11 protein-coding genes are annotated in these 24467 nt (G+C 42.7%); 5 read left to right on the top strand and 6 right to left on the bottom strand.

The window, feature by feature from the left end:
* Positions 1-80 precede the first annotated feature (80 nt).
* Positions 81-725: a nucleotidyltransferase family protein gene (locus AACU33_RS11510; RefSeq protein ID WP_096588632.1), complete on the bottom strand. Its 645-nt coding sequence runs from the start codon at positions 723-725 to the stop codon at positions 81-83.
* Between the two features lie 569 nt (positions 726-1294).
* Here AACU33_RS11510 and AACU33_RS11505 point away from each other — a divergent pair.
* Positions 1295-1492: a hypothetical protein gene (locus tag AACU33_RS11505; protein ID WP_339375933.1), complete on the top strand. Its 198-nt coding sequence runs from the start codon at positions 1295-1297 to the stop codon at positions 1490-1492.
* A 1170-nt stretch (positions 1493-2662) separates the two neighbouring features.
* Positions 2663-12943: a non-ribosomal peptide synthetase gene (locus AACU33_RS11500; protein ID WP_096588630.1), complete on the top strand. Its 10281-nt coding sequence runs from the start codon at positions 2663-2665 to the stop codon at positions 12941-12943.
* A 171-nt stretch (positions 12944-13114) separates the two neighbouring features.
* Here AACU33_RS11500 and fghA read toward each other — a convergent pair whose 3' ends face one another.
* The 5 genes from fghA to AACU33_RS11475 form a co-directional block, all read right to left on the bottom strand.
* Entirely contained in the window at positions 13115-13966 is an 852-nt protein-coding gene (gene fghA, locus AACU33_RS11495) for an S-formylglutathione hydrolase (RefSeq protein ID WP_096588629.1), read from the bottom strand.
* Between the two features lie 78 nt (positions 13967-14044).
* Complete coding sequence (locus AACU33_RS11490; protein WP_096588628.1) at positions 14045-14632, bottom strand: HD domain-containing protein; 588 nt, start codon at positions 14630-14632, stop codon at positions 14045-14047.
* A 97-nt stretch (positions 14633-14729) separates the two neighbouring features.
* The gene (locus tag AACU33_RS11485; protein ID WP_096588627.1) at positions 14730-15185 is read right to left on the bottom strand and encodes a PIN domain-containing protein; all 456 of its coding nucleotides are present in this window, start codon (positions 15183-15185) and stop codon (positions 14730-14732) included.
* A 232-nt stretch (positions 15186-15417) separates the two neighbouring features.
* A complete protein-coding gene (gene mltA, locus AACU33_RS11480; RefSeq protein WP_339375932.1) occupies positions 15418-16608 on the bottom strand; it encodes a murein transglycosylase A in 1191 nt (396 codons plus the stop codon).
* Between the two features lie 168 nt (positions 16609-16776).
* Complete coding sequence (locus tag AACU33_RS11475) at positions 16777-18096, bottom strand: proton extrusion protein PcxA (protein WP_339375931.1); 1320 nt, start codon at positions 18094-18096, stop codon at positions 16777-16779.
* A gap of 78 nt (positions 18097-18174) precedes the next feature.
* Here AACU33_RS11475 and AACU33_RS11470 point away from each other — a divergent pair, with 78 nt between their 5' ends.
* The 3 genes from AACU33_RS11470 to AACU33_RS11460 all read left to right on the top strand — a co-directional run bounded on the left by AACU33_RS11470 (position 18175) and on the right by AACU33_RS11460 (position 24465).
* Complete coding sequence (locus AACU33_RS11470; RefSeq protein ID WP_096588624.1) at positions 18175-20352, top strand: hypothetical protein; 2178 nt, start codon at positions 18175-18177, stop codon at positions 20350-20352.
* A gap of 1209 nt (positions 20353-21561) precedes the next feature.
* Positions 21562-22422: a cyanoexosortase A gene (crtA, locus tag AACU33_RS11465; protein ID WP_096588622.1), complete on the top strand. Its 861-nt coding sequence runs from the start codon at positions 21562-21564 to the stop codon at positions 22420-22422.
* Between the two features lie 330 nt (positions 22423-22752).
* Positions 22753-24465 carry an HAD family hydrolase gene (locus AACU33_RS11460; RefSeq protein WP_096588621.1) on the top strand — a complete coding sequence of 571 codons (1713 nt, stop codon included), beginning with the start codon at positions 22753-22755 and terminating at the stop codon, positions 24463-24465.
* Positions 24466-24467: the final 2 nt, after the last annotated feature.

Raw genomic sequence — 24467 nt, 5'->3', positions numbered from 1 at the left:
CTAGTATGCGAATTTTAGGACTCTGTGTATACCTCGCTCCCATTTTTATTTTCTATGTTATTCCTATTGTGACGAGAGATTTAATAAATATTTTCATTACTAATTATTGTTAGCAATTGCTCGTAATCTTTTGGGGTATCAATATCAATATTTCCCAGAGTAAAAGGAATAGAAAATACTCGGTCGAGGTGATTATTGATAATTTGTTTTGCGCCTCTATTTCCTGATAACGCAGCAAGTTCTGAAAAAAACATTTTATTAAACAAAGCTGGGACGCCTAATGTTCCCGCATATTCGCAGCTAACGAGCGCCTTTTTTGTGGAATGGTATGCTTCAACAAGTCGATTAATAATTTGAGTGGAAATAAATGGTTGGTCGCAAACTAAAATAACTACTGCTTCAATATTTTGTGGCTGATTCTGCAAAAATTGCATTCCGCGGTTGATTGAGGTACTCATTCCCCTAGCCCAATCTAAGTTCTCAACTATGCTGATGGGAAGGCGAGCGATTTCGGGACGAATCTGTTCTGCATAGGCTCCAAGTACGACTACTACAGGGTGACAAACTGAAGCGATCGCAATTTCTGTAATATATTGCACCAAACTCCGTCCTTGGTAAGGCAATAGCTGTTTTGGCGTACCCATGCGAGTAGATGCACCCGCAGCCAGTATCATCACGGCTATGGTGGAATTTTCCGTTTCTATTTGCTCAGTGGTAAAGTCCATAACAGCCGCTAACTTTTTTTCAACGAAGTAGGAAACCTTGGGTTTGCCTTATTCTCCTGCAATCATATTAGCCTGAACGAAGCTAGGTGAGGCATTGGTCATTTGTCAAGAGTCAAAAGTTAAAAGGCAATAGTTATTTCTTCTGCTCCCTGCCCTCTACCTCTTGCTCCCCTGCCTCTTCCACACGGTTGGCTTCTCAGTGGGAACCCAGAGTTCCCCACTTCCATACCTCACTTTGTCTCTCTTTCATACATCCCTGTGAAACTCGTTTCATCGGGGCTGTCTGCTGAACAATTATTGAAGCTGGGGAAGGCTAAATTGCCCGATATATACATCTTCTGGGCGATAGACTCAAGCTCAAACTATGCATCCAAAACAATAATTGCTGGCACTACTTGAAATCGAGGTACGCGATCGCTTATCTTGAAAAGCGTTAGGTATCTACAGGAGGATTACTTAAATTCCAAAGATGTAAATCGGGAGATATTATTCTGAAGATTGATGCAGAGAAATACCGTTTTTGTCATTCTAGAAACTAAGTTTAGATGTATTCCTCTAAAGTCGAGAAAATGGCTGGAAGATCAGAACAGAGAACGTTAATACGTGAAAACACTATCCTTGCTGCCAAAAACTTCTTAGCAAAAATGGACAACGACGCCACACCAGAAGAATTAGACATGATCGCCAATAGCGTTGGTGAGATTGCCCTATTTTGGCATCTAATTGGGAATCCTGAAGAGATTTCTGCTATGGAGTTGCAAGTCTAGTAGACAGCAATTAACTTGACGAAAAATCATAATATTAGCAGTAACACAAATTGGGCAAGTTTTTTGCGCTCTGCATTGAGGGTTTTTGAGCGATCGCATCCTTGTAAATGTGGTGAGATATGAAGCATTTAACTTGTCTATTTACTATAGCTGCGTAGGCTGGGAGGAGAGGGAGCAGGGGAGAAAGAAAAATGTTATCTGAGTAAATTGGATAATTTATTTTCTGGAAGTCCCTAATATACAGTAACTGGGTTGGATTTTGGAACCCCAGTTACTACCCTAGCTTCAGCTACTCGTCGGATAATATTTTTTGTAAAAGAAATAATATATTTTCTCAAACCAAATCTGAGTTGAAAACGCTTAACTGAGTAGTATATTTATCCTTATAGTATCTATAAAGTTCTCAAGCTGACTTAAGCGAAGCAGTAGCCAGAAACAACCATTTCTGGCGTTATTGATAACTTATTCTCTATGGATAAAAACTGCAATCAAGAGGGGAGAGAGTTTTTTACTATCTATAACCTCTCATCTTTACATTTTTATTATTTATCAACTGTCTATCTTTACAAGAAAAATATATTCTTCCAGAAAGAATACTCCTTTGGTTAGAATCATTTAATCCAGAATATGAAATAAGATAATTATCGTTCTACTCTGGCGCTAAGAATGATAAATATTGCTGACTCAAAAAAACTTTTTAAATATTTAAATAACATTTTTAAATAACAATTTTGGGAAAAATAAAAATTTGTGAGTTTGCTTGTTGAGCAATAGCAAAATTTAATCCCTAAAAAATTAATTTCTGAAAAAATTTCAGGATATTGTGTTTTTCTTATATAGCGGTTCCCAATCTGGTGAAGTACATTTTCAAAGCTAATAACTTTGTCCAACAATATTTGGGTGTACCTCAGTAGCTTAGGAAACGCTATAAGAGAACTACACTCATACTCAAGCATTTTTTTAACCAAAGGTGAGTAAGGTTTCACTTCTTGCTTAATTGAGCCAAATTTCTTAAGCGATCTCTTAAGAAATAATTAGCTGTTTTTCAGGCACACTGCCAAAAAAACAACTCATAACTTAGTGCATTAAAGTTTATGGGTTTATTGCCCAATTTTACTTGTCAATTTCAAAATCTAACCAGGGACAAATAAGAAGTACAGGTAAAAAATCATGGTATTAAATTTCGTTAGCGACAATAATATCCAAGAACTAAATAATTCTGGCAGTAATATTTATTGGGCAGTTCGCTTAAGTGGTTATTTAAAAGTAGACATTTTACAACAAGCTTTAAATGCGATCGCTTCTCATCATCCACCATTGCGATCGCATTTCAACGAAGAAGATACACAGTCAGTAGAACTGAAAGCGATCGACTTGCAGAAGTATTTAGCAACCGAATCTGAACTACAAGTAAAACGTTTCCTTCAACAGGAAAGCCAACGTTCCTTCGATTCAGCATCAAATTTGATGTTGCGAGCTTGTTTGTTGCAACTCAACGAGCAAGAGCAAATCTTGCTGTTGGTTACGCATCCCAAAGCCTCTTTGCCAATGAACATGCTTTGGGAAGAGTTAGCACATGTGTATCAAGCTCTTCTAGAAGGCAAGCTTCACCCATTATCACAATTACCTAATCAGTATACCGATAATAATGTTGGGCAAGACCATCTTAACTATTGGAAAAAACAGCTTGCGGGTGCTGTACCAGTACTAGAATTGCCGAGCGATCGCCCTCGTCCACCAATCCAAGCCTACCAAGGTGCGAGGAAGTCGATGGTGCTACCCCAAGAATTAACTAAATCGCTGAAACATCTCTGCGGTCAGCAAAAAGTTAACTTATTCATGACCTTACTGGCTGCATATCAGACCTTACTATACCGCTATAGCAGTCAAGAAGATATCTTAGTTGGTTCTGCCACCAGAGGCTATTATTCGGAATCGATCGATACTTTAATTTTCCGCACCCATCTATCAGATCATCTCACTTTTATAGAATTACTAGATCGAGTCCGTTCCGTAGTATTAGATGCTCATACTCACGAAAATCTACCCTTTGAGCAACTCTTAAAAGAACTGAAAATAGAATCTTCTCCTAGTTATCATCCCCTATTTCAGGTGATGTTTAACTTCCAAGAGCAGCATCAACAAATATCACAACTGCCGGGTGTAACAGCAACTCCCATAGGCTTAGAAATCGGGTTAACAAAATTAGATTTGATTATCACAGTTAGGGAAGAAAATGAAACACTTCTTGGCATCTGGGAATATAATACCGATCTGTTTGATGACGCTACAATTTCCCGGATGGTAAGGCATTTCCAAAATTTATTAGCGGGAATTGTTGCTCATCCCAGCCAGCAAATTTCTTTGTTACCTCTCCTCAGCGCTGATGAACAACAGCAGTTACTCAATCAATGGCAGCATACTCAGGTAGATTATCCCTACGATAGCTGTATTCATAAGTTGTTTGAGGCACAAGTAGAGCTTGTACCTGACGCGGTAGCTGTAGTATATGAAAATCAACAGTTAACCTACCGCGAGTTAAATATCAAAGCCAATCAAGTAGCACATTACCTCCAAAATTTAGGTGTGGGGTCTGATGTCCTCGTTGGTATTTGTGTCGAACGCTCTCTAGAAATGATTATCGGATTGTTGGGTATTCTCAAGGCAGGTGGAGCCTATGTTCCCCTTGACCCCAATTATCCAGTTGAGCGCCTAGCCTTCATCTTAGAGGATGCTCAAGTTTCCGTATTGCTAACACAAGAGCGATTATTAGAGCATTTACCGCAAAATCAGGCGCAAGTTTTGTGCCTCGATCGCGAAATTCTTGCTACATACAGTTCCGAAAATCCGACAATCTCAGTCACATCTGCAAACCTAGCTTACATAATTTATACTTCCGGCTCTACAGGTAAACCCAAAGGAGTCTTAATTAATCACTCCAATGTGGTGCGCTTATTTAACGCCACCGAACATTGGTATCACTTCAACCAAGAGGATGTGTGGACGCTGTTTCACTCCTTTGCCTTTGACTTTTCTGTGTGGGAAATTTGGGGTGCCTTAATTTACGGCGGACGGTTAGTACTAGTGCCTTATTTGGTGAGCCGTTCTCCCGAAGCCTTTTATGAATTACTCTGCCAAGAAAAAGTTACGGTTCTCAACCAAACACCTTCAGCTTTCCAACAATTAATTCGCACAGAACAGACAATTGCCAATTCTGGAGAATTAGCTCTGCGTTGGGTAATCTTTGGTGGCGAAGCATTAGAACTGCAAAGCTTAAAGCCTTGGTTCGATCGCCACGGAGATGAGTCTCCCAGGTTAGTGAATATGTACGGAATTACAGAAACTACCGTTCATGTCACCTATCGCCCGATTACCACAGCCGATTTAATTGAGGGTGCAGGTAGTGTAATTGGTTGTCCCATACCTGATTTGCAGGTGTATGTATTAGATCGACACAGACAACTACAGCCAATTGGGGTTCCTGGGGAAATGTATGTCGGAGGTGCGGGTTTAGCGCGTGGTTATCTTAACCGTCCCGATTTGACTGCAAAAGCTTTTATTAGCAACCCCTTCAGCAACGATCCGCAAGCAAGGCTTTATAAAACTGGAGACTTAGCCAGATATCTACCGAATGGAGACTTAGAATACCTCGGTCGCATTGACCATCAAGTGAAGATTCGCGGCTTCCGCATTGAGTTAGGCGAGATAGAAGCGATACTCAATCAACATCCTACAGTCCAACAGACAGTAGCGATCGCCCGCGAAGATGTGCCTGGAGATAAGCGCTTAGTAGCATATATTGTCCCCAAGACTTCAACAATTCAAATTCCAGAATTGCGGCGTTTCCTCAAAGAAAAGCTGCCCGAACATATGATACCTGCGGCTTTCGTGATGCTGGACGTGCTGCCATTAACCTCTAACGGCAAAGTCGATCGGCGGGCTTTACCCGTACCAGACGCATCAAGTGTCAGTAGTTCAGCCGATTATGTTGCGCCTCGGAACCCCACAGAAGAAATATTAGCGACAATTTGGGCGCAAATCCTGGGTTTGGAAAGGGTAGGTATTAATGATAACTTCTTTGAGTTGGGGGGACATTCGCTACTAGCAACACAAGTAATTTCCCGGTTGCGTCAAGCCCTGAAGGTAGAAATAGCACTGCGATCGCTGTTTGCTCATCCTACCATCGCAGAGTTAGCGCAAGTTGTTGACGAGTATCAGAGTAAAGATAGTAACTTCCAATTACAAAGAATTACCGCACTCACCAATAGCGATTCACTGCCGCTTTCGTTTGCTCAACAGCGGATGTGGTTTTGGGAACAACTACAACCAGGTAGTTCTATTTATCACCTTCCAGAAGTACGGGAACTCAAAGGCGACCTCAACATCACAGCACTGCAACAATCTTTAGATGCCATAGTTGCCCGCCACGAGGCATTGCGTACAAACTATATTGTGCAGGATGGCAACCCAGTCCAAGCGATTCAACTACCTCGTGCAGTCGAACTGCTCAGATTCAACCTCCAAGATATACCAGAGAGCGATCGCTCCACCCAAATCGAGCAAATACTACAACAGCAAACACAAAGACCGTTTGACTTTGCCAGCGACTTGATGCTGCGTGGCTGCTTGCTACAAGTCAACGAGCAAGAACACATCTTGTTATTGGTGATGCATCACATCGCCAGTGATGGTTGGTCAATGAATATCCTCTGGCAAGAATTGGCAGATTTATATTTAGCCTTTGTTAGCGGACAACCCAACCCCTTAGTTGAATTACCAATTCAGTATGCCGACTATGCTGTTTGGCAACGCCAATGGCTAGAAGGAGAAGTACTCGAAACCCAACTCAACTATTGGCAGCAACAACTAGCAGGTGCGCCCCCAGTACTAGAATTACCCACAGACCGCCCTCGTCCGCCAATTCAGACATACCAAGGTGCGGGGCAATCTTTCACCCTCTCTGGGGAACTCAGCCAAGCATTGCAAAAGCTGTCACGGCAAGAAGGCGTAACATTATTCATGACCCTCTTGGCAGCATTCCAAACGCTGCTTTATCGCTACAGCCGCCAAGAAGATATCTTAGTTGGTTCCGCGATCGCCGGACGCAACCATCCAGAAATCGAAGGGTTAATTGGCTTTTTTGTCAATACTTTGGTCATGCGTACCGATATGTCTGGTAATCCCAGCTTTCGGGAATTGCTGCGGAGAGTACGCCAAGTAGCATCTAGTGCTTATGCACACCAAGACTTACCCTTTGAGAAACTAGTTGAACAACTGCAAATAGAGCGTTCGTTAAGCTATCACCCCTTATTCCAGGTGATGTTTATTCTGCAAAATACTCCAAATCAAGATTTGCAGTTACCAGGATTAAGCGCTGTACCTTTAGAAATTGACAGCGATAAAGCAGCATTCGATCTGATCTTGGAGATGTTTGAAACACCCACAGGAATTAAGGGGAAGATACAGTACAATACTGAGTTGTTTGATGCTGCCGCGATCGCTCGCACGATCGAGCATCTGCAAACCTTGCTGGCAGGAATTGTGGCTCACCCAGAGCAAAACATCGCTACGTTACCACTCTTGACAGCTAGCGAACAGCACCAACTTTTGCGGCAATGGAACGACACTCAAGTTGACTATCCCCAACAATGTATTCATCTACTCATTGAGCAACAGGTAGAACGGACGCCCGATGCAGTAGCGGTAGTATTCCACCATCAACAATTGACCTATCAGGAATTAAACCAACGGGCAAATCAACTCGCACATCATTTACAAAACTTAGGTGTAGGGCCCGAAGTACTTGTAGGTATTTGTGTCGAACGTTCTCTAGAAATGGTAGTGGGAATGTTGGCTGTTCTCAAAGCAGGTGCTGCTTATGTGCCTTTAGATCCTGCTTATCCTCAAGAACGTCTGGCGTTCATGATGTCGGATGCGCAAGTGCAGGTGTTGCTGACTCAAGAACAGTTACTAACTATTTTGCCCAAGCATCAAGCAACTGTAATTTGTTTAGATACAGGCTGGAAAGAAATATCTCAATATCCACAGTCCCAGCCTGTAAGTAACGTGCAGCTAAGTAACCTAGCCTATATTATTTACACCTCTGGTTCTACAGGTAAACCCAAAGGTGTATTAGTAACTCACAAGGGGTTATGTACCTTAGCGTTGGCACAAATTAAAAAATTTAGCGTTCAGCCAAGCAGCAGAATTCTGCAATTTGCTTCCTTTAGCTTTGATGCTTCGATTGCAGATGTTTTGATGGCATTGTGTGCTGGTGCAAGGCTATGTCTGGCTAAAAAAGAGGCATTACTCCCAGGTGCTGATTTGATGCAAACCATCAATGAGTATCAAATTAGCCACGTAGCTCTACCTCCTTCCGCATTAGCAGCTATGTCAAATCAGTCACTTAAGAGCTTGCAAGCCATAATAGTAGCTGGAGAAGCCTGTAAAACTGAGTTAGCAGCAGAATGGTCTTCGAGAGTACGCTTTTTCAATGCTTACGGCCCCACAGAATCAACTGTTTGCGCCACAATGGCCGAATATACTGATGCTAACCAAAAGCTAACTATTGGTCGTCCGATCGCCAATAGCCAAATTTATATTCTCGATACACATTTGCAACCCGTACCGATTGGTGTCGCTGGGGAAGTACATATTGGTGGTATTGGTTTGGCGCGAGGTTATCTCAACCGTCCAGAACTAACCAAAGAGAAATTTATACCTAATCCCTTTAGTAAAAAAATCGGAAGCCGTCTGTATAAAACTGGAGATTTAGCACGGTACTTACCGGATGGCAATATAGAATTTTTAGGTAGGATTGACGACCAGGTAAAAATTCGTGGTTTCCGGATTGAATTAGGAGAAATAGAAGCCACGCTCGCGCAGCATCCCCTTGTGCAACAAGCAGTAGTCACAGTTCGCGAAGATATCCCTGGTGACAAGCGCCTAGTAGCATATATCGTGGCTCAGTCCCAGCCAGCACCAACCACAAGTGAATGGCGGAGCTTCCTCAAGCAGAGCTTACCAGACTACACGATCCCGAATGCCTTTGTAGTCTTAGAAACGCTGCCGTTAACGCCGAATGGCAAAGTAAACCGCCGCGCTTTACCAGAGCCAGATACAGAGAGCGTGAATCTAGCTACAGACTATGTAGCACCAAGCACACCCACCCAAGAAGCGATCGCCGCCATCTGGAAGCAAGTGTTGGGTGTGGAAAAAATCGGCATCAACGACAACTTCTTCGATTTGGGCGGACACTCCCTGTTAGCAACGCAAGCAATTTCCTACATTCGCCAAGCTTTCCAACTAGAAATCGCCTTGCAATCGCTGTTCGCCCAACCCACAATCGCCCAGTTGGCACAGTTCATCGACCAGCAAGCACAAAACACGCAGCAGTTACAGCAAATCCCCAAAGCTAACCGCGAATCAATCCCCCTATCCTTTGCCCAACAGCGAGTCTGGTTCTTAGAGCAACTAGAACCCAACAGTTCGGCGTACATCATTATTGATGCCCAGCGCTTGCAAGGCAAACTGAATATTGAAATTTTGCAACAATCTTTAGATGCGGTTGTTGCCCAGCACGAAGCCCTGAGAACTACCTTTATCCCTGGTGATGATGGTAGTCCCATCCAGGTAATTAACCCACCGCGACCAGTCGAACTCAAGATTATTGATTTGCGATCGCATTCCCAGCCAATCGAGCAAGTTCTCAATCAAGAAGCACTCCAACCCTTCAACTTAGCATCAGATTTAATGGTGCGCGCTACCTTAGTGCAAATTGATACCGAGGAGCAAATCTTGTTGCTAACCATGCATCATATTGCTTCTGATGGCTGGTCTATAGATATTTTCTGGCAGCAGTTAACAGCAGTCTACGCAGCATTATTGCAAGGTAGACCTTCGCCGCTAGAGCCTCTACCAATCCAATATGCCGATTTTGCCGTTTGGCAACGCGAGTATTTATCTGGGGAGGTGCTGCAAACAGAGCTAGACTTCTGGAAAAATCAGCTAGCAGGTGCGCCCACAGTCTTAGAATTACCCGCCGACCGACCGCGTTCTCCCATCCAAACTTATCGAGGAGCTAGCCAAGCGTTGAGTTTATCCTCAACTCTGAGTGCAGCCCTTACCACCCTGTCGCGTCAACAAGGTGTGACTTTATTCATGACTCTGTTGGCAGCTTTTGGCTCCCTACTACATCGTTACACCGGACAGTCAGACATTCTCATCGGTTCGCCAATCGCCGGTCGCAATCGGGCGGAGATTGAACAGCTAATTGGATTTTTTATCAACACCGTAGTTTTACGGACAAAATTTGCTGACGACCCCAGTTTTACTGAGTTACTAGCTCAAGTTCGGGATGTCGCATTAGCCGCCTATGACCACCAAGATTTGCCCTTTGAAAAACTCGTAGAAGAACTCCATGTAGAACGCGATACCAGCCGCAACCCCATATTCCAAGTTTGGTTTAATATGCTCAACTTGGGAGATCGGCAGATAGAACTTCCGGGGCTAAATGTGGAATCTGTTTCCTCTGTGGAAGCACCTTCCAAATTTGACTTAACGCTGTATGTCCTAGAACAGCAACAGGGAATTCAATTGCAATTGGTTTACAATGCTGACCTGTTTAATGCCGAACGGATGCAGGAAATGTTGCGGCAATTCCAGCATTTACTGACTCAGATCGTTGCAATTCCCCAGCAGTCAATTAGTTCCTATTCGTTGGTGACACCAACATCGCAAGCTTTGCTACCACAGCCAAGGGTAATTTTGCCACAGCCAGATTACGAATTAGTCACCACAGCATTTACGGCTTGGGTAAATAGAAGTCCAGAACACACAGCATTACGTCAAAGCGATCGCCATTGGAGTTATCAAGAATTAGGCGATCGCGCGACAAATATTGCTCAGACACTGGTAGCAATTGGTGTTAAGCCTGGGGATGCGATCGCTATCTTTGGCACCAAGAGCTTTGGGCTAATTGCTAGTACCATCGGTATCCTCTTGAGTGGCGGCGTGCTGTTAACTATCGATCCGCAACTGCCCAGCTATCGCCAAGAACTCATGCTGCAAGCGGCACAAGCGAAGTATCTCATCTACATCGATGGTGAATATCCAGAAGCTAGCGAGTTATGGCAATCTCTCACGCTTATCTACGTAGATTCACACTTAGGTAAAGTCATCAATCCCTCTCTAGATGACAATCGAGAGGTGGAACTGCCACAAATCCAGCCAGATGATGCCGCTTATATCTTCTTTACATCCGGCACCACAGGCGTACCGAAGGGTGTATTGGGCTGTCACAAAGGATTAGCACATTTCCTCACCTGGCAACGGCAGACCTTTAACATTGGTCAGCAAGACCGAGTGGCACAATTAACCGGACTTTCCTTTGATGTTGTCCTCAGAGATATCTTCTTACCGCTAACTAGTGGTGCTACCTTGTGTTTGCCAGAACCCGGAGATAACCTCGACCCAACCAAAATTCTGCATTACTTAGAACAAGAAGAAATTTCTGTAATGCACACAGTGCCTTCCTTGGCGGAATCGTGGTTAGTAAATGTCCCAGCAGATGTGTCGTTGCAAAATTTACGCTGGTTATTCTTTGCGGGAGAACCACTCAAACAGATCCTTATCGAACAATGGCGCAAAGCCTTCCCAACTTCCGGGGAAATAGTCAATCTTTACGGGCCGACAGAAACCACTCTCGCCAAGTGCTATTACCGAATCCCTGAGGAAGCAACTTCAGGAGTACAGCCCATCGGCTTACCGCTACCCCAAACCCAAGCACTAGTGTTAACATCTCATCACCAACTTTGCGGTATTGGTGAGTTGGGCGAGATTGTCATCCGCACACCATTCCGCACTAAGGGATACATCAACGCTACCGCAGAAAATTTGGCGCGATTTGTCAAGAATCCCTTGAGCGATGACGAACAAGACTGGCTTTACTATACAGGCGATCGCGGGCGCTATCGTCCAGATGGCTTACTCGAAATTCTCGGTCGTCAAGATCATCAAATCAAAATCCGGGGGATACGCATTGAACCTGGGGAAATTGAGAGCGTATTAACTCAGCATCCAGAGGTGTTACAAGCGGTAGTCATTGCGCGCGAGGATATTCCTGGTGACAAGCGCTTAGTAGCTTATATTACCGCCAAGGATGCAGCACCCAGCATCAGCGACCTGCGGCGCTTTCTTTCCAGCAAGCTGCCACAGTACATGATTCCTTCAGCCTTTGTCTTATTAGATACTTTACCTCTCACCCCCAACGGTAAAGTAGACCGTCGTGCCCTCCCAGCACCAGAATTATCTCGACAGGAACCAGAAGCCACCTTTGTTGCGCCGCGCAATCAAGTAGAAAATCAGCTTGTAGAAATTTGGCAACAAGTTTTAGCTGTAGAGTCTATTGGCGTTAGAGATAGTTTCTTTGAACTAGGCGGACACTCGCTCTTAGCTGTCAAACTGTTTTGGCAAATTGAGCAAACATTTGGTCAACGTTTGCCTTTGGCGAGTCTTTTCCAATCAGCAACAATCGAAACTTTAGCTGAGATAATTAGTCCCCAAGCAGAGCAAAAGCAGGAAACATCACCTACTACTTGGTCATCTTTAGTACCAATTCAACCGCATGGTTCTAAACCGCCATTGTTCTGCGTGCATGGTTTGGGTGGCGAGGTGCTGTGTTTCCGGGAATTAGCCATGTATTTGGGAACAGACCAACCATTTTATGGACTGCAACCACAAGGGTTAGATGGCGAACAGCCTCCATTGAACAAAATTGAAGACATGGCGGCACATTATATTCGCGAAATTCAAACTCTTCAGCCGCAAGGCCCGTATTATTTGGCAGGTTACTCTTTTGGCGGTAACGTGGCCTTTGAAATGGCACAGCAATTACATCGCCAAGGTGAAAAAGTCGGGATGCTAGTGTTATTAGATACTAGCCGTCCGGGATCTGAGAACCGATTGCCTTTAATTCAACGAATTGGCGAGCATTTGCAAAATCTGGTACAAATTGGGCCGAGTTATCTTTGGCACCGAATGGGAGTTTGGCGTGATTGGATTTTATCTAATCTAAATGAGAGCAAGTCTCGTCTGAACAAGAAGTACAAAAATTACTTGGATGTTGAACCTGATTATGTATCCAAACTGACGCAGAATATGTCAGAGGCTGACCATTACTTGGAAATCATCGATGCTAACGCCGAAGCAATCTCCCAATATAGCTTCCGTGTTTACCCAGGACGAGCCGTTCTGCTGCGAACTGACGATCGCAGTCGGGTTGATGCCATAGGAATACAATACGACCCCCAATTCGGCTGGGGTGAGTTAGTAGCTGGTGGTTTGGATATGGAATATATTCCCGGATCTCACTTTGACTTTCTCAACGAACCTCATGTTCGCTTTGTAGCTCAAAAATTGCGCCATTTCTTAAGCAAAGCTATGGAAGTATAAGGGGCATGGGGCATGGGGCATTTGTCCTTTGTCATTGGTCATTGGTGAACCAGTGCGGTCTTGGGGGTTCCCCCCATGAGCAACTGGTGTTAGCGTAGCGTTAGCGACGAAGGAGCGTCACCCGAAGGGTCATTTGTCCCCCCACACTCCCCACCCTCCCCACACTCCCTTTTACTGAGTTGAATTTAAAGCGATCGCATGATGGCGAATGTGGTCTGCAATCAAACTGGCAATAAAATAATAACTGTGGTCATAGCCTGCTTGGTAACGCAAGTTTAAGGGCTGCTTGACTTCTGCGCAAGCTTGTGCAAACAGTTCTGGCTGTAATTGTTCGGCTAAGAATTTATCGGTAGTGCCTTGGTCAATCAGAATCGGGCTATGATAGCCCAATTGCTTGACTAATTCACTAGCGTCATAGCTGCGCCAAGTTTCTCTATCGGTTCCTAAATAACCACTGAAGGCTTTTTGACCCCAAGGACAGCGCATAGGTGCAGTAATTGGTGCAAAGGCTGAGACAGATTTATATAACTGGGGGTTTCGCATCGCGCACACTAAAGCCCCATGTCCCCCCATTGAATGACCAAAAATAGCTTGTTTTTCGGCTTGGGTAGGAAAGTTGGCGGTAATTAAACTCGGTAATTCTTGGACGACATAACTATACATTTGGTAGTGCGATCGCCAGGGTTGTACTGTAGCATCAACGTAAAAACCTGCACCTGTACCAAAATCCCAATCATCGTCTTCACCAGGAATACCCGTATTGCGAGGGCTAGTATCTGGTGCGACTAGCATTAAACCGTACTCAGCTGCGTAGCGTTGCGCCCCCGCTTTGACCATAAAATTCTCTTCCGTACAAGTCAAACCAGAGAGGAAGTAAAGAATCGGTACGGGTTCTTGAGTAGCTTGTGGTGGTTGATAGACAGAAAACCGCATTTCTCCGTTACAGCTAGAAGAGAAGTGAGAGTAAAAGCCCACTTTGCCACCAAAGCATTGATATTCGGAGGTAAGTTTGAGATCGGTCATTTACACAGTAAAAATGTAGCAGGCGTCAGATTTAGCGTAACGCACCAAGCTGCCTCAGCATAAGTAATATCAACCCTTTTACCCTAAATAACCTGCGGCGGCACAATCATCAATCAGTTGCAGCACAAACGGCCAGAGTTGTGGTGCGCCTGTTTCTACTGGTGCTACCCGTTTCATCACTTGGTCGCGCTTAATACCATGAATGCGCCAAGTTCCGCCTTTTGTTTGCTGGTTGTGCAGTAGCGGTTGTATTCTGTCTAGGGCTGCGGCAAACTTAGCAGTGGGTGTTTCGCCGACTTCAAACTCATCCCAGAGTAAACGCAATTCACTACTGATATCTGGTGGTAAAATTCCAAACAGTCGCGATGCTGCTTGCAACTCTTTTTCTGCTTTACTGCTATTAGCCTGGACATCGTAACAGAAGGTATCACCCGCATCAATTTCTACCAAATCGTGAATCAGTAACATTTTGATGGCGTGGAAAATATCAACTTCTACGGGTGCATATTCTGCTAATGTCATTGCCATAACTGCCAAATGCCATGAGTGTTCGGCACTGTTTTCTTGGCGCGATCCGTCAACGAGTAGGGTTTGACGCAGCACTTGTTTGAGGCGATCGATTTCGATAATAAATTGAATTTGTTGCGTCAGTCGATTAATTGTCACTTGTAAGTTCTCAAAAACTACCCTAAATAGCTTAACGGATCGGCAATTTCTCGATGCAATTGTCTTAATTTATTTAAGAAGATTTCCCTCTTATCTTTTAATGAATTATCTTGTCGGTATGTATATATCGAAGTTCGAGATTTGCTCGTAACCACAAATCTGCTATTGACCAAATACCAAATTTATGCGGAGCTTCGGCAAAATTTTCTGGTTTGTGGGTGACAATTGCGTGCAGTTGACGCTGACTCACACAGACCAGTTCAACAGCAGATTCAAAGTCTTTTACAGGTGATGATCTTGCTTGTTGTAAAATGCTATTGTCAATTGGACAAATTTGAATTTTTTCTTGTAACCAATTAACTACTAGCTCTGCAATTTGAGTATTTTGGAGACAGCGAAGATAATTGTAGATTTTTTGCCAACCTACATCTGTAATATATATTTGCATCACAGGATGTATGATATCTAATAACTTGCCAACGTCTTCTACAAAGTTGTTGCGATTCATTAAAGCTTCTAATATTAAATCAGCATCAACTAAAATTTTGAGCACTTTTAACCCCTATTACTCAATGATGAATGTAGTGCCATAAACAAGCTGATACGCCTTGATTCGAGTGCATCTCATTTTGCCAAAAGAGATTTTTCAATAGCGCTTTAATGGCAATGACGAAGAATTATTTGTTTAGTTCCTAAATTAAATAAGTAAAATAGCCAAAATTTTTTATAGGTAAAATTTACATAGCATGATGCTAATTTTCAGCAGTCACACAATGTTAATAAATTTAGTTTTTAGCTTTCAGTAGTAAATAAAATAATTGTCCATTGCTAACTGTTACGCCAGCGCGATCGCCTGCCAATTTCCCAGTACCTAAAAAATAATCTACTCTACCAGGGCCTTTAATCGCACCACCTGTATCTTGATCGAGTACGTAACGGCTAACAATTCGATGTTCTAATTTACCACTGTTGTCGGGAAAGGGAAATGCCGCACGAATCAAAGCTAAAGCACCCGGAGGCATCAAGGATTTATCTGTAGCAATTGAACGTTCGGCTGTCAGTGGCTGGCTGATAGAACCTTGTGCTGGTGCGCCTTTAGTTTCTTGAAAGAAAACAAAGCTGGGATCGCGAGGAATATACACGTTTAATTCCTGGGGATGCTTTTGGAAGTAATCGAGGATGACTGGCATAGTCATACCTTCTAAAGGCAATTTGCCATCGTTCGCCAGTTCTCGCCCAATGCTTTTGTAGTTATAAGCAATATTACCTGCATAACCAATGCTTGTCTGAGTACCATCAGTCAGTTGCAGCTTTGCAGAACCTTGAATTTGCACCATGTATGGTTCGAGGCGATCGCGAAACCAAAATAATTCTAAGCCGCGCAGTTTACCTTTTTCACCTTGTAAACCATCCGCCCCTTCGAGTTCGAGGCGCGTGGGATGAGGTAAACTCCACGAATCCAAATCGGGCGGTGCTTTATAGACAGGATAGCGGTATTCTGCTGTGGGCACGCGACTGGCAGTATACAGTGGTTCGTAGTAGGCGGTGAACAAAACAGAACCTTTGCTATCTTTACCAATCGACTGGTAAAGTACAAATTCCTTAGCGATCGCAGTCTGAAGTGCAGCGGCGGAATTAGTATTAAGTAAAAGTTGGCGGAATCTCAGCAAACTTTTGTAAACGCGATCGCGCGTGATTCGTGGTATAGGATAACTCTTGTAAGCATCATCTCCCCTAGCAGATTGGAGGTAGCGCAAACTGCGATCGATGGAAGTTAACAGCGCTTTTTTATCGTTCTGTGCCCCATATAGCGCTTCATCTACACAAGAGCGATCGTTCTGACAACAAGTAACTGGTAATCTTTGAATCAGTACTGGTGCTTTCTCCTGAGAATTGCTAGACAATGCTTCTGGTAGATGCCATTTTTTTACCTGACATTCTGGCACACTCAGCCCTCGATACTCCAAAGATGGCATCCTTACCAGTAAAATCCCCAGAACCAGAGGTAAACAAGCGAATAGCTGTAATAAAACCTTTGCGTTCCGCTGCGTGAACCTCTGTGTCCCTTTGCGTTTAAAAATGAAATCAAACATTTGGGATGGACTCTTGACTTTTGACCCTTGACTGTTGACTAATGCCCCATTTCACTCATTCATATTATGATATGTGGCAACAGCAGAAGGTGAGATGCGATTCAAGTAACGGAAAATCCAATATTTGAAAATCGTATCTAAAATCACTGGAAATGTAGCAATAAATAGAAAGATAAAATCTCGGTTTGCTGGTAATCCCCAATGGCGCGATACACCTTCTAAAATTACTTCCCAGCCGTGAGGAGAGTGAAATCCGACAAAAACATCAGTAAACAAAATGATAATAAATGCCTTAGCACTGTCACTCAACCCATAGACAATATTATCGAAAAATTCTTTGATGATAGCGATAGAAGGTTTACTGACGAGCAACAACCAAATAAAAGCGCCTACAGAAAAAATATCTGAAAAAACATTTTTAATAGCATTAGAGCTTTCTTCGCGGAATTCTTCGGCAATCTCACCAGCTTTCTCCTTCATGTGAGTTTCTAGCTCCTCAGAAGATAGTGGTGGTGCTTTGCTAATTAAATTCTCAAATTTTATTCTTTCTTCAAACCTTTCTAACTCTGCTAAAGCTTCTTCTTCCATTTCTACATTGAGGAAGATTTGGATTGCTTCGGAACCTCTAAAGCGTTCCACAAGCGGCCCGACTACCAATGCTTTTGCTACTTGATGGGTAAGAAGTGGTACTATAATTAATAGTAAAAGAAACCTAATGGATATGATTGTTCTTCTTTGAGTTTGGCGAAAATTTTGAACAACATCTTGTTCGGAATTTGGATCTAATTCAACTTGCAAACGAGTAATAGTACTTAAAATCGACCTAGGTAATATACCTGTTGTATCCGCTTTCCCTTGAGGTTTTCTGCGGTTATTATTAGGTAATTTTGGTGTTGATGTTTGAGCGATTACTGAGTTAGTTGGTATCTTAGGAGTTTGATCTACTACAACTAAGGAATTTACTTCATTTTCAACATTAGTATATTTTGAAAGTACTCCATCGATAAATCTCAGCTTTTCTAAAATTAAAGCAAGATCGGGATATTCTACACCTGCTTTATTTGCAGCTTCTTGATTACCTTCGTTTAAAAACCAACGACTACCTTTAAACTCTGTGAGTCGCATTCGGGCAATTTTTAATTGTTTTTTCAGATCTGCCTGAAAATAATCCATGACATTGCTACTGTACATAGCTAAGTCAGGGTCTACTTTATTACCATTAAAATGTTTATCTTCTAATTCTTTAATCTTTAATGCTGCATTGTAAGCTTCATCTAGAGAACGCTCTGGCGTTCGTAAGTACCATCGGTAAAGACTCAGCAAGAAAGGATAAATTTTTTGGCTAAAAACAGAGTTCTTCATCGTCGGCAATCATCCAGCATGATTTGGTGATTCTTAACCTTAAATTAACGCACGAAGTATACTAACAAATCTACAAGGAGAGGGTTTGTGGTTGCACATTCTGTTTGGATTGTTGGTAGTAGCCGTAGTGGCAAGACTACTCGTTTAGTTAACCAGTTTTGTAGTTGGGTGCAAGGTAATCATCAAGCTAATGGCTCATTTTATACTAACCAAAAAGAGCAAAAAAAAGGCAAGCAATTAGTTAAAGGTTTGGAACTTCGCCAAGCAGAACCAGGAGTTTTGCTGTTAGCAGCTAATGATGATAACCGTCGAGAATTTGGCGATAGAATTGTCACTGCTACTCTAGGTAAATATCCGGTGAGAGCTAAAACCCCGCTAGGATTTTTTCAGGATGAAGTAATTTTATTTTGGCCGTTGCTGATTCAGTCTTTAAACCTAAACGCCCAATTTCCTGTAAGATTGCGTCCAGAAACCGAGCAAGAATTGGCGACAAAACTCTGGCGTTCTCAATTAGACGAGGAGACTTTGCGCCAAGCGGGAATGAATGAGTATCGTTTGGTGCGTCGCATCCTCGATTTATTGCAATTAGCAGCCTATAGTGGTGAAAATTGCGATCGCATTGCTGAAATTTTGGCAACTGGTTTAGGAGATAATCCGATCGATTTAGATCCGGAATTTCTCGCCTCTTTGCTGCTAGATTGGCGCGACTGGTGTTTAAATCGGGGATTTCTCACCTACGGGATTATTACCGAACTATACAATCGGCATCTATTAACCAATGAAAATTATCAACAGCATCTAGCAAAACGTTATCAAGCTGTATTAGCAGATGATGTTGATGAATATCCAGGGGTAGCGCGTCACCTGTTTGATTTTTTGTTAGATGGCGGTGCAGTTGGGGCGTTTAGCTACAATCCTGAAGGTGCAGTGCGCTTGGGATTGGGAGCAGATCCTCAATATCTCGAAGGATTAGCAAGGCGTTGTCAAGTTGAAACCTTAATCGGTCCGCCTGTAGAATCCTTGGCAATTGAATTGGCTACCCAAATGGTGGAATTAGCCACAGAACCAACGGTAATTTTGAGCTTACCAGAAACCGTACAGTCAATTCAAACTACCTCCCGCGCCCAATTGTTGCGGCAAACAGCCGAGGTAATTGTGGATGCGATCGCCTCAGGAGAGGTAGAACCGGAAGAAGTCGCAGTTATTGCACCTGGTTTAGATGCGATCGCGCGTTATACCTTAATAGAAATCCTCAACAAGCAAAATATCCAAGTAGAACCCCTCAACGATCAACGCCCCTTGATTAGTTCGCCAGCGATTCGGGCATTACTCACCATGCTGGCTCTAGTCTATCCCGGTTTGGGACGCTTAGTAGATCGGGATGCCGTAGCCGAGATGCTGGTGGTATTGAGTAGAAAATCAAAAGCCGCAGATAGCGCCTCCGAACTCAGCACTAACATCGATCCTGTACGCGCTGGGTTAATAGCAGATTACTGCTTTGAACCTCATCCAGAACGCCCTAATTTACTACCAGTCACAGCCTTCGAGCGCTGGGATCGCATCGGCTATGCCGCCACAACAGCTTATACTGAGATATTACAGTGGATCGAAAAACAGCGATCGCAACAAGAACAGCGTTTAATTCCTAGCCCTATCTCCCTGATCTACCTAGCAATTCAAGACTTTTTGTGTAAAGATACCAATCCACCCTACGATCGACTAGCAGCCCTCAGAGAATTGCTAGAAACCGCCCAACACTACTGGGAAATAAATACTAGGCTGCAACAAACCAATTCCAAATTACCTCCATCCATTCCTTCAGAAAGCACCATTGCCGAATTTATTCAACTACTGCGGCGCGGTACGATTACCGCCAACCCCTATCCTTTACGCCCCATTGGCCCAGCTAGAAAAGCTGTCACCTTAGCCACCATCTTCCAATACCGTTCTAGTAGGAGATTTCACCGTTGGCATTTTTGGCTGGATGCGAGTTCTCCTTTGTGGGCTAAAGGTGGTGCAGCTACGTTATTTGGCGCACCCTTGTTTCTCCAACACAGATTAGGTTCGCCTTGGACAGCAGAAGATGAAAAATTAGCCGAAGAACAACGACTGCAAAGAATTTTGGCAGATTTGCTTTCTCGTGTATCCGAAAAAGTTTATTTGTGCCATAGCGATTTAGCTGTCAATGGACAAGAGCAGTTAGGGCCGCTGTTACATTTAGTAAATGCTTGTGTGCCAATTAATTCTGAGGCTGTTGTGAATTGAGTGGCTTTTCAGCTAGATGTAAAGGTTGAAACACATCGACATAAGTCGATGAGTATCTTATGATTATTCGCTAACCCGAATTTTTCGCGAACCAAAGTGGGGGCAAAAATACCGGGAGGTTCGCGAAAATCGCCAGAACCTTGACAAGTAAATAGTTCTAGCATTTGCTGAATCAGGAAAGTTACAAATTATTTGCAATAAGGTCGGCTGAAAATGACCAAAATTTCCGGTTCACGAAAACCCTTCCCAGGAAGCTTGCTCTGCTTAAGTTTCAGAACCGAGGTATTTCCACAACTAATTTCCTCGCAAGGGGACTGAAACATTTCATATGCCTCGGTGCGGGGCATAATTGCCGAAGTTTCCATAACTAATTTCCCCGTAAGGGGACTGAAACAGTCAAGGCAAAGAACTTTATATTATTGCAGGGCCTTTTGGGTTTCCATCAACCATTTCCCCGCAAGGGGACTGAAACATTGGCACAAGCCGCCCCACAGTTGTGTAGTGGCTGTTTCCTCCAGGTGTTTCCATAACTAATTTCCCTGCAAGGGGACTGCAACAGGTAGTCGGCACAGCTTCCTTCTATCTTTATTTACTCCTGCCCTCTTGCCTCAAAACCTCCGCAAAAAGATAACGGGAAAAGTCAGATGCTTTTAGCTTCTAGGAGTGGTATGAACCATCTCCAGCCGAGTTGGAGCGATCGCTTGGGCACTAGTATTATGTGCTATGCGCCATGCCCGTAAACGAGTACTTTACTAAAACTTTATTAATTAGTGCTTTTTATTCATAAAGAATTTATTTAATCTAAGTTTCTTTACTTAAATATTTATTACATTAAAACCTAGGGATAACACTTAGGGTAACAAAAAATTATAGTATTCACTCTGATACATTGGCTTTGTCTAGGAAAACTGTTAAGTAAATCATATATAAGACTTGCATATTAATAGAGGCTGGATTATGGTTTTGGCAATTATCAATGTTTAAGTTAAATAGTACGCAATCTAAAATGAGATTTTGTATGTCAAAATTTGCATCTTTTCGATACAATATGATGCTTGATGAGCAAGCTTAAATGTGTCATCTAAAATATTTAGTGATTCGACATTAATAAATGTCATCTTATTTAAGAAATAACCAGGTGCAAGCTTTACCAAAATACCAAAACTTACTAAAAACCTAATTTTTGCAATTAGCAAACCCACTGTTGCCATGAAAATTACTGACCTGGTATCACCCAAATTATTTAAGACCGAACCATTCTGGCTTTTGAGTATTGCTGCTGGGCTAGAAGCAATTTGTCTTACCTTAGTTTGGAAGGCTCCCGATATTGGCCATCTGGGTATGAGTATTTTGTTTTTATTCGCTACAGGCTCTATATTATGGGACAAACGTCATACCTTGCGCTTTGAAAGCGATGTTTTCTCTAGTATTGTGGGCTTGCTCTTGATTATTTGGGTACTATGGCAAAGTACAACTCAGAATCTAGAACATACCCTGCGTCTTTTATCCTTTACTTCTGCTCTTGGTGTCGGCTTACTGGCTTCTGGTTTTAAGGGATTAAAGCAATATTGGGAGGAACTGACTATTCTGTTTTTTCTAGGGATACCCAGCGTACTTGCTGATTTATTTTTAGATATTTCACCTTTAAGTGCCAAATTTGCTAGTCTGCTTTTGTGGTACTTAGGCTTTGAAGTTACAAATATTGGTGTAAATATTTATCTACCAACTGGCAGCATCAAAGTAGTTCATAACTGTTCTGGTATAGATACCATCAACTATATATTAGGTATATCGGTTATTGCTTTAGTAATGTTCCCCATTGCCAAAAGTAAGCGGTTCTTTGTAGCGATTTTTGCCATCCTCTTAGGATTTGTTATCAATGGAGGGAGAATTGCTATGCTGGCAATAATGGAAGGAACAAACAAAGCCGCTTTTGATAGCTGGCATGGCGGACAAGCTTCTTATTCCTATGGTGTACTTGGTATCTTGATTTTTGGAATAGTCTATATGTTCTTACTTAAACAAGAAGAAAAGCAAGTTGAGAATATAGAAAATTCTTCTAACTCATAGGGAGTTTCAATTCACAACAATATTCCATCTTTAATAGCTAAGACACATAATCAGAACTTTAGCTTTTGATTTTGAAGAACTAAAGTGCTGATAAAAGTTCAAACAATATTTGCAACACATAAATTACTCATAAGGGCACAACATTGTTGTGCCTCTACCCATCTACTGCATTAATTTTAATTTGTACTAATACAGATTTTAAAAACAATGCAAGAGACTACTAAACTGAAAACTCAGAGATAGAGAAATTTTTATCTCTCAAGCTGGATAAAGAATCTATTGGTTCAAGACATTATAAAAAATGAAAAGTCGCAAGTTTTTTACTGCCCCATGCGTTACTTTGTATTAGCTACTGATTATGATGGCACTCTCGCTACAGATGGCCATGTAAATGAGAAGACTTTAGAAGCACTAGAACGCCTACGCGCTTCTGGGAGAAAGCTAATATTAGTTACAGGTAGGCAGCTAGATGATTTGCAACAGGTTTTTGAGCGTATTGATTTATTTGATTATGTAGTGGCTGAAAATGGTGCATTGCTCTATTCGCCAGCTTCTCGTCAGGAAAAGTTATTAGGTTCGCAACCACCACAAGAGTTTATTCAGGCATTGCGCGATCGCCATGTCAATCCACTCGCAGTTGGGCGAGTCATTGTTGCTACTTGGCATCCCCATGAAACAACTGTTCTACAAACCATCCGCGACTTAGGATTAGAATTGCAAGTCATCTTTAACAAAGGTGCAGTGATGGTACTACCTTCAGGTATCAACAAAGCCGCAGGTTTATTAGCAGCATTGAATGAAATGAAGTTATCGCCGCACAATGTTGTTGGAGTTGGCGATGCAGAAAATGACCACGCTTTTCTCAAATTAAGCGAGTTATCTGTGGCGGTGGCTAATGCTTTACCAATGCTGAAAGAACAGGTAGATTTTGTGACTCAGGGTAAGAGAGGCGATGGTGTTGTTGAATTAATTGACAAAATTATCGCTAATGATGTGTCAGATTTGAACGAACAGCTACAACGACATAAAATCTTATTGGGGAATCAAACAGACGGTGCAGAAGTTTATATCAAACCTTATGGTTCCAGTATTCTATTAGCTGGGACTTCTGGAGGCGGTAAATCTACCTTAGCCACAGCCGTATTAGAAAGAATTGCCGAACACAACTACCAAATCTGTATTATTGACCCAGAGGGAGACTACGACAACTTTGAACCAGGCATAATTTTAGGCAATACTGAAGGAGCACCCAGAATTGCAGAAGTTTTAGATTTGCTAGAACAACCTAACCAAAATGTAGTGGTGAACTTGCTAGGAATTGCGCTACAGGATCGTCCCGCATTTTTTGCCGAACTCCTATCAGCTTTATTAGAATTGCGATCGCGAACTGGTCGTCCACATTGGATAGTTGTAGATGAAGCACATCATCTCATCCCTGCATCTTGGCACCCCGCATCCTTGACATTACCTCAACAACTCAAGGGGATGATGTTAATTACAGTCCATCCCGATCGAGTTGCCACCGCAGGCTTATCATTAATAGATACTATTCTCACTGTCGGAAATTCACCCGAAGAGAACATCAAAGCCTTCTGTGAAACCCTCGGTGATTTTCCGCCCCAACTCCAGCCTCAAACCTTAGAAACAGGTGAAGCATTGGCTTGGTTTCGAGAACAGAATTCAGAACCATTCCGCTTTCAAATTACCCCAGGACGTACCGAACGCCGTCGTCATGTCCGCAAATATGCTGAAGGAGAATTAGGAGAAGATAAAAGCTTTTACTTCCGAGGGCCAGAAGCAAAGTTAAATCTCCGCGCTCAAAACCTGATTTTATTCACGCAAATTGCCGAGGGTGTAGATGATGAAACTTGGTTATTCCATCTGCAACGGGGAGATTATTCGCGTTGGTTTAAAGAAGCGATTAAAGATGAATCCTTAGCCGAAGAAATTGCTGAAATTGAAAAAAGCGATGGCAAATCAGCTAATGAAACTCGCGATGCCATTAAAGCTGCGATCGATAAACGCTATACTTTACCTGCTTAAAT

The organism is Calothrix sp. NIES-2098, from assembly GCF_963875125.1.
Taxonomy (GTDB): domain Bacteria; phylum Cyanobacteriota; class Cyanobacteriia; order Cyanobacteriales; family Nostocaceae; genus Aulosira.
Note: the sequence above shows the minus strand (reverse complement) of the source record. Positions and strands in the feature narration are given on the sequence as shown.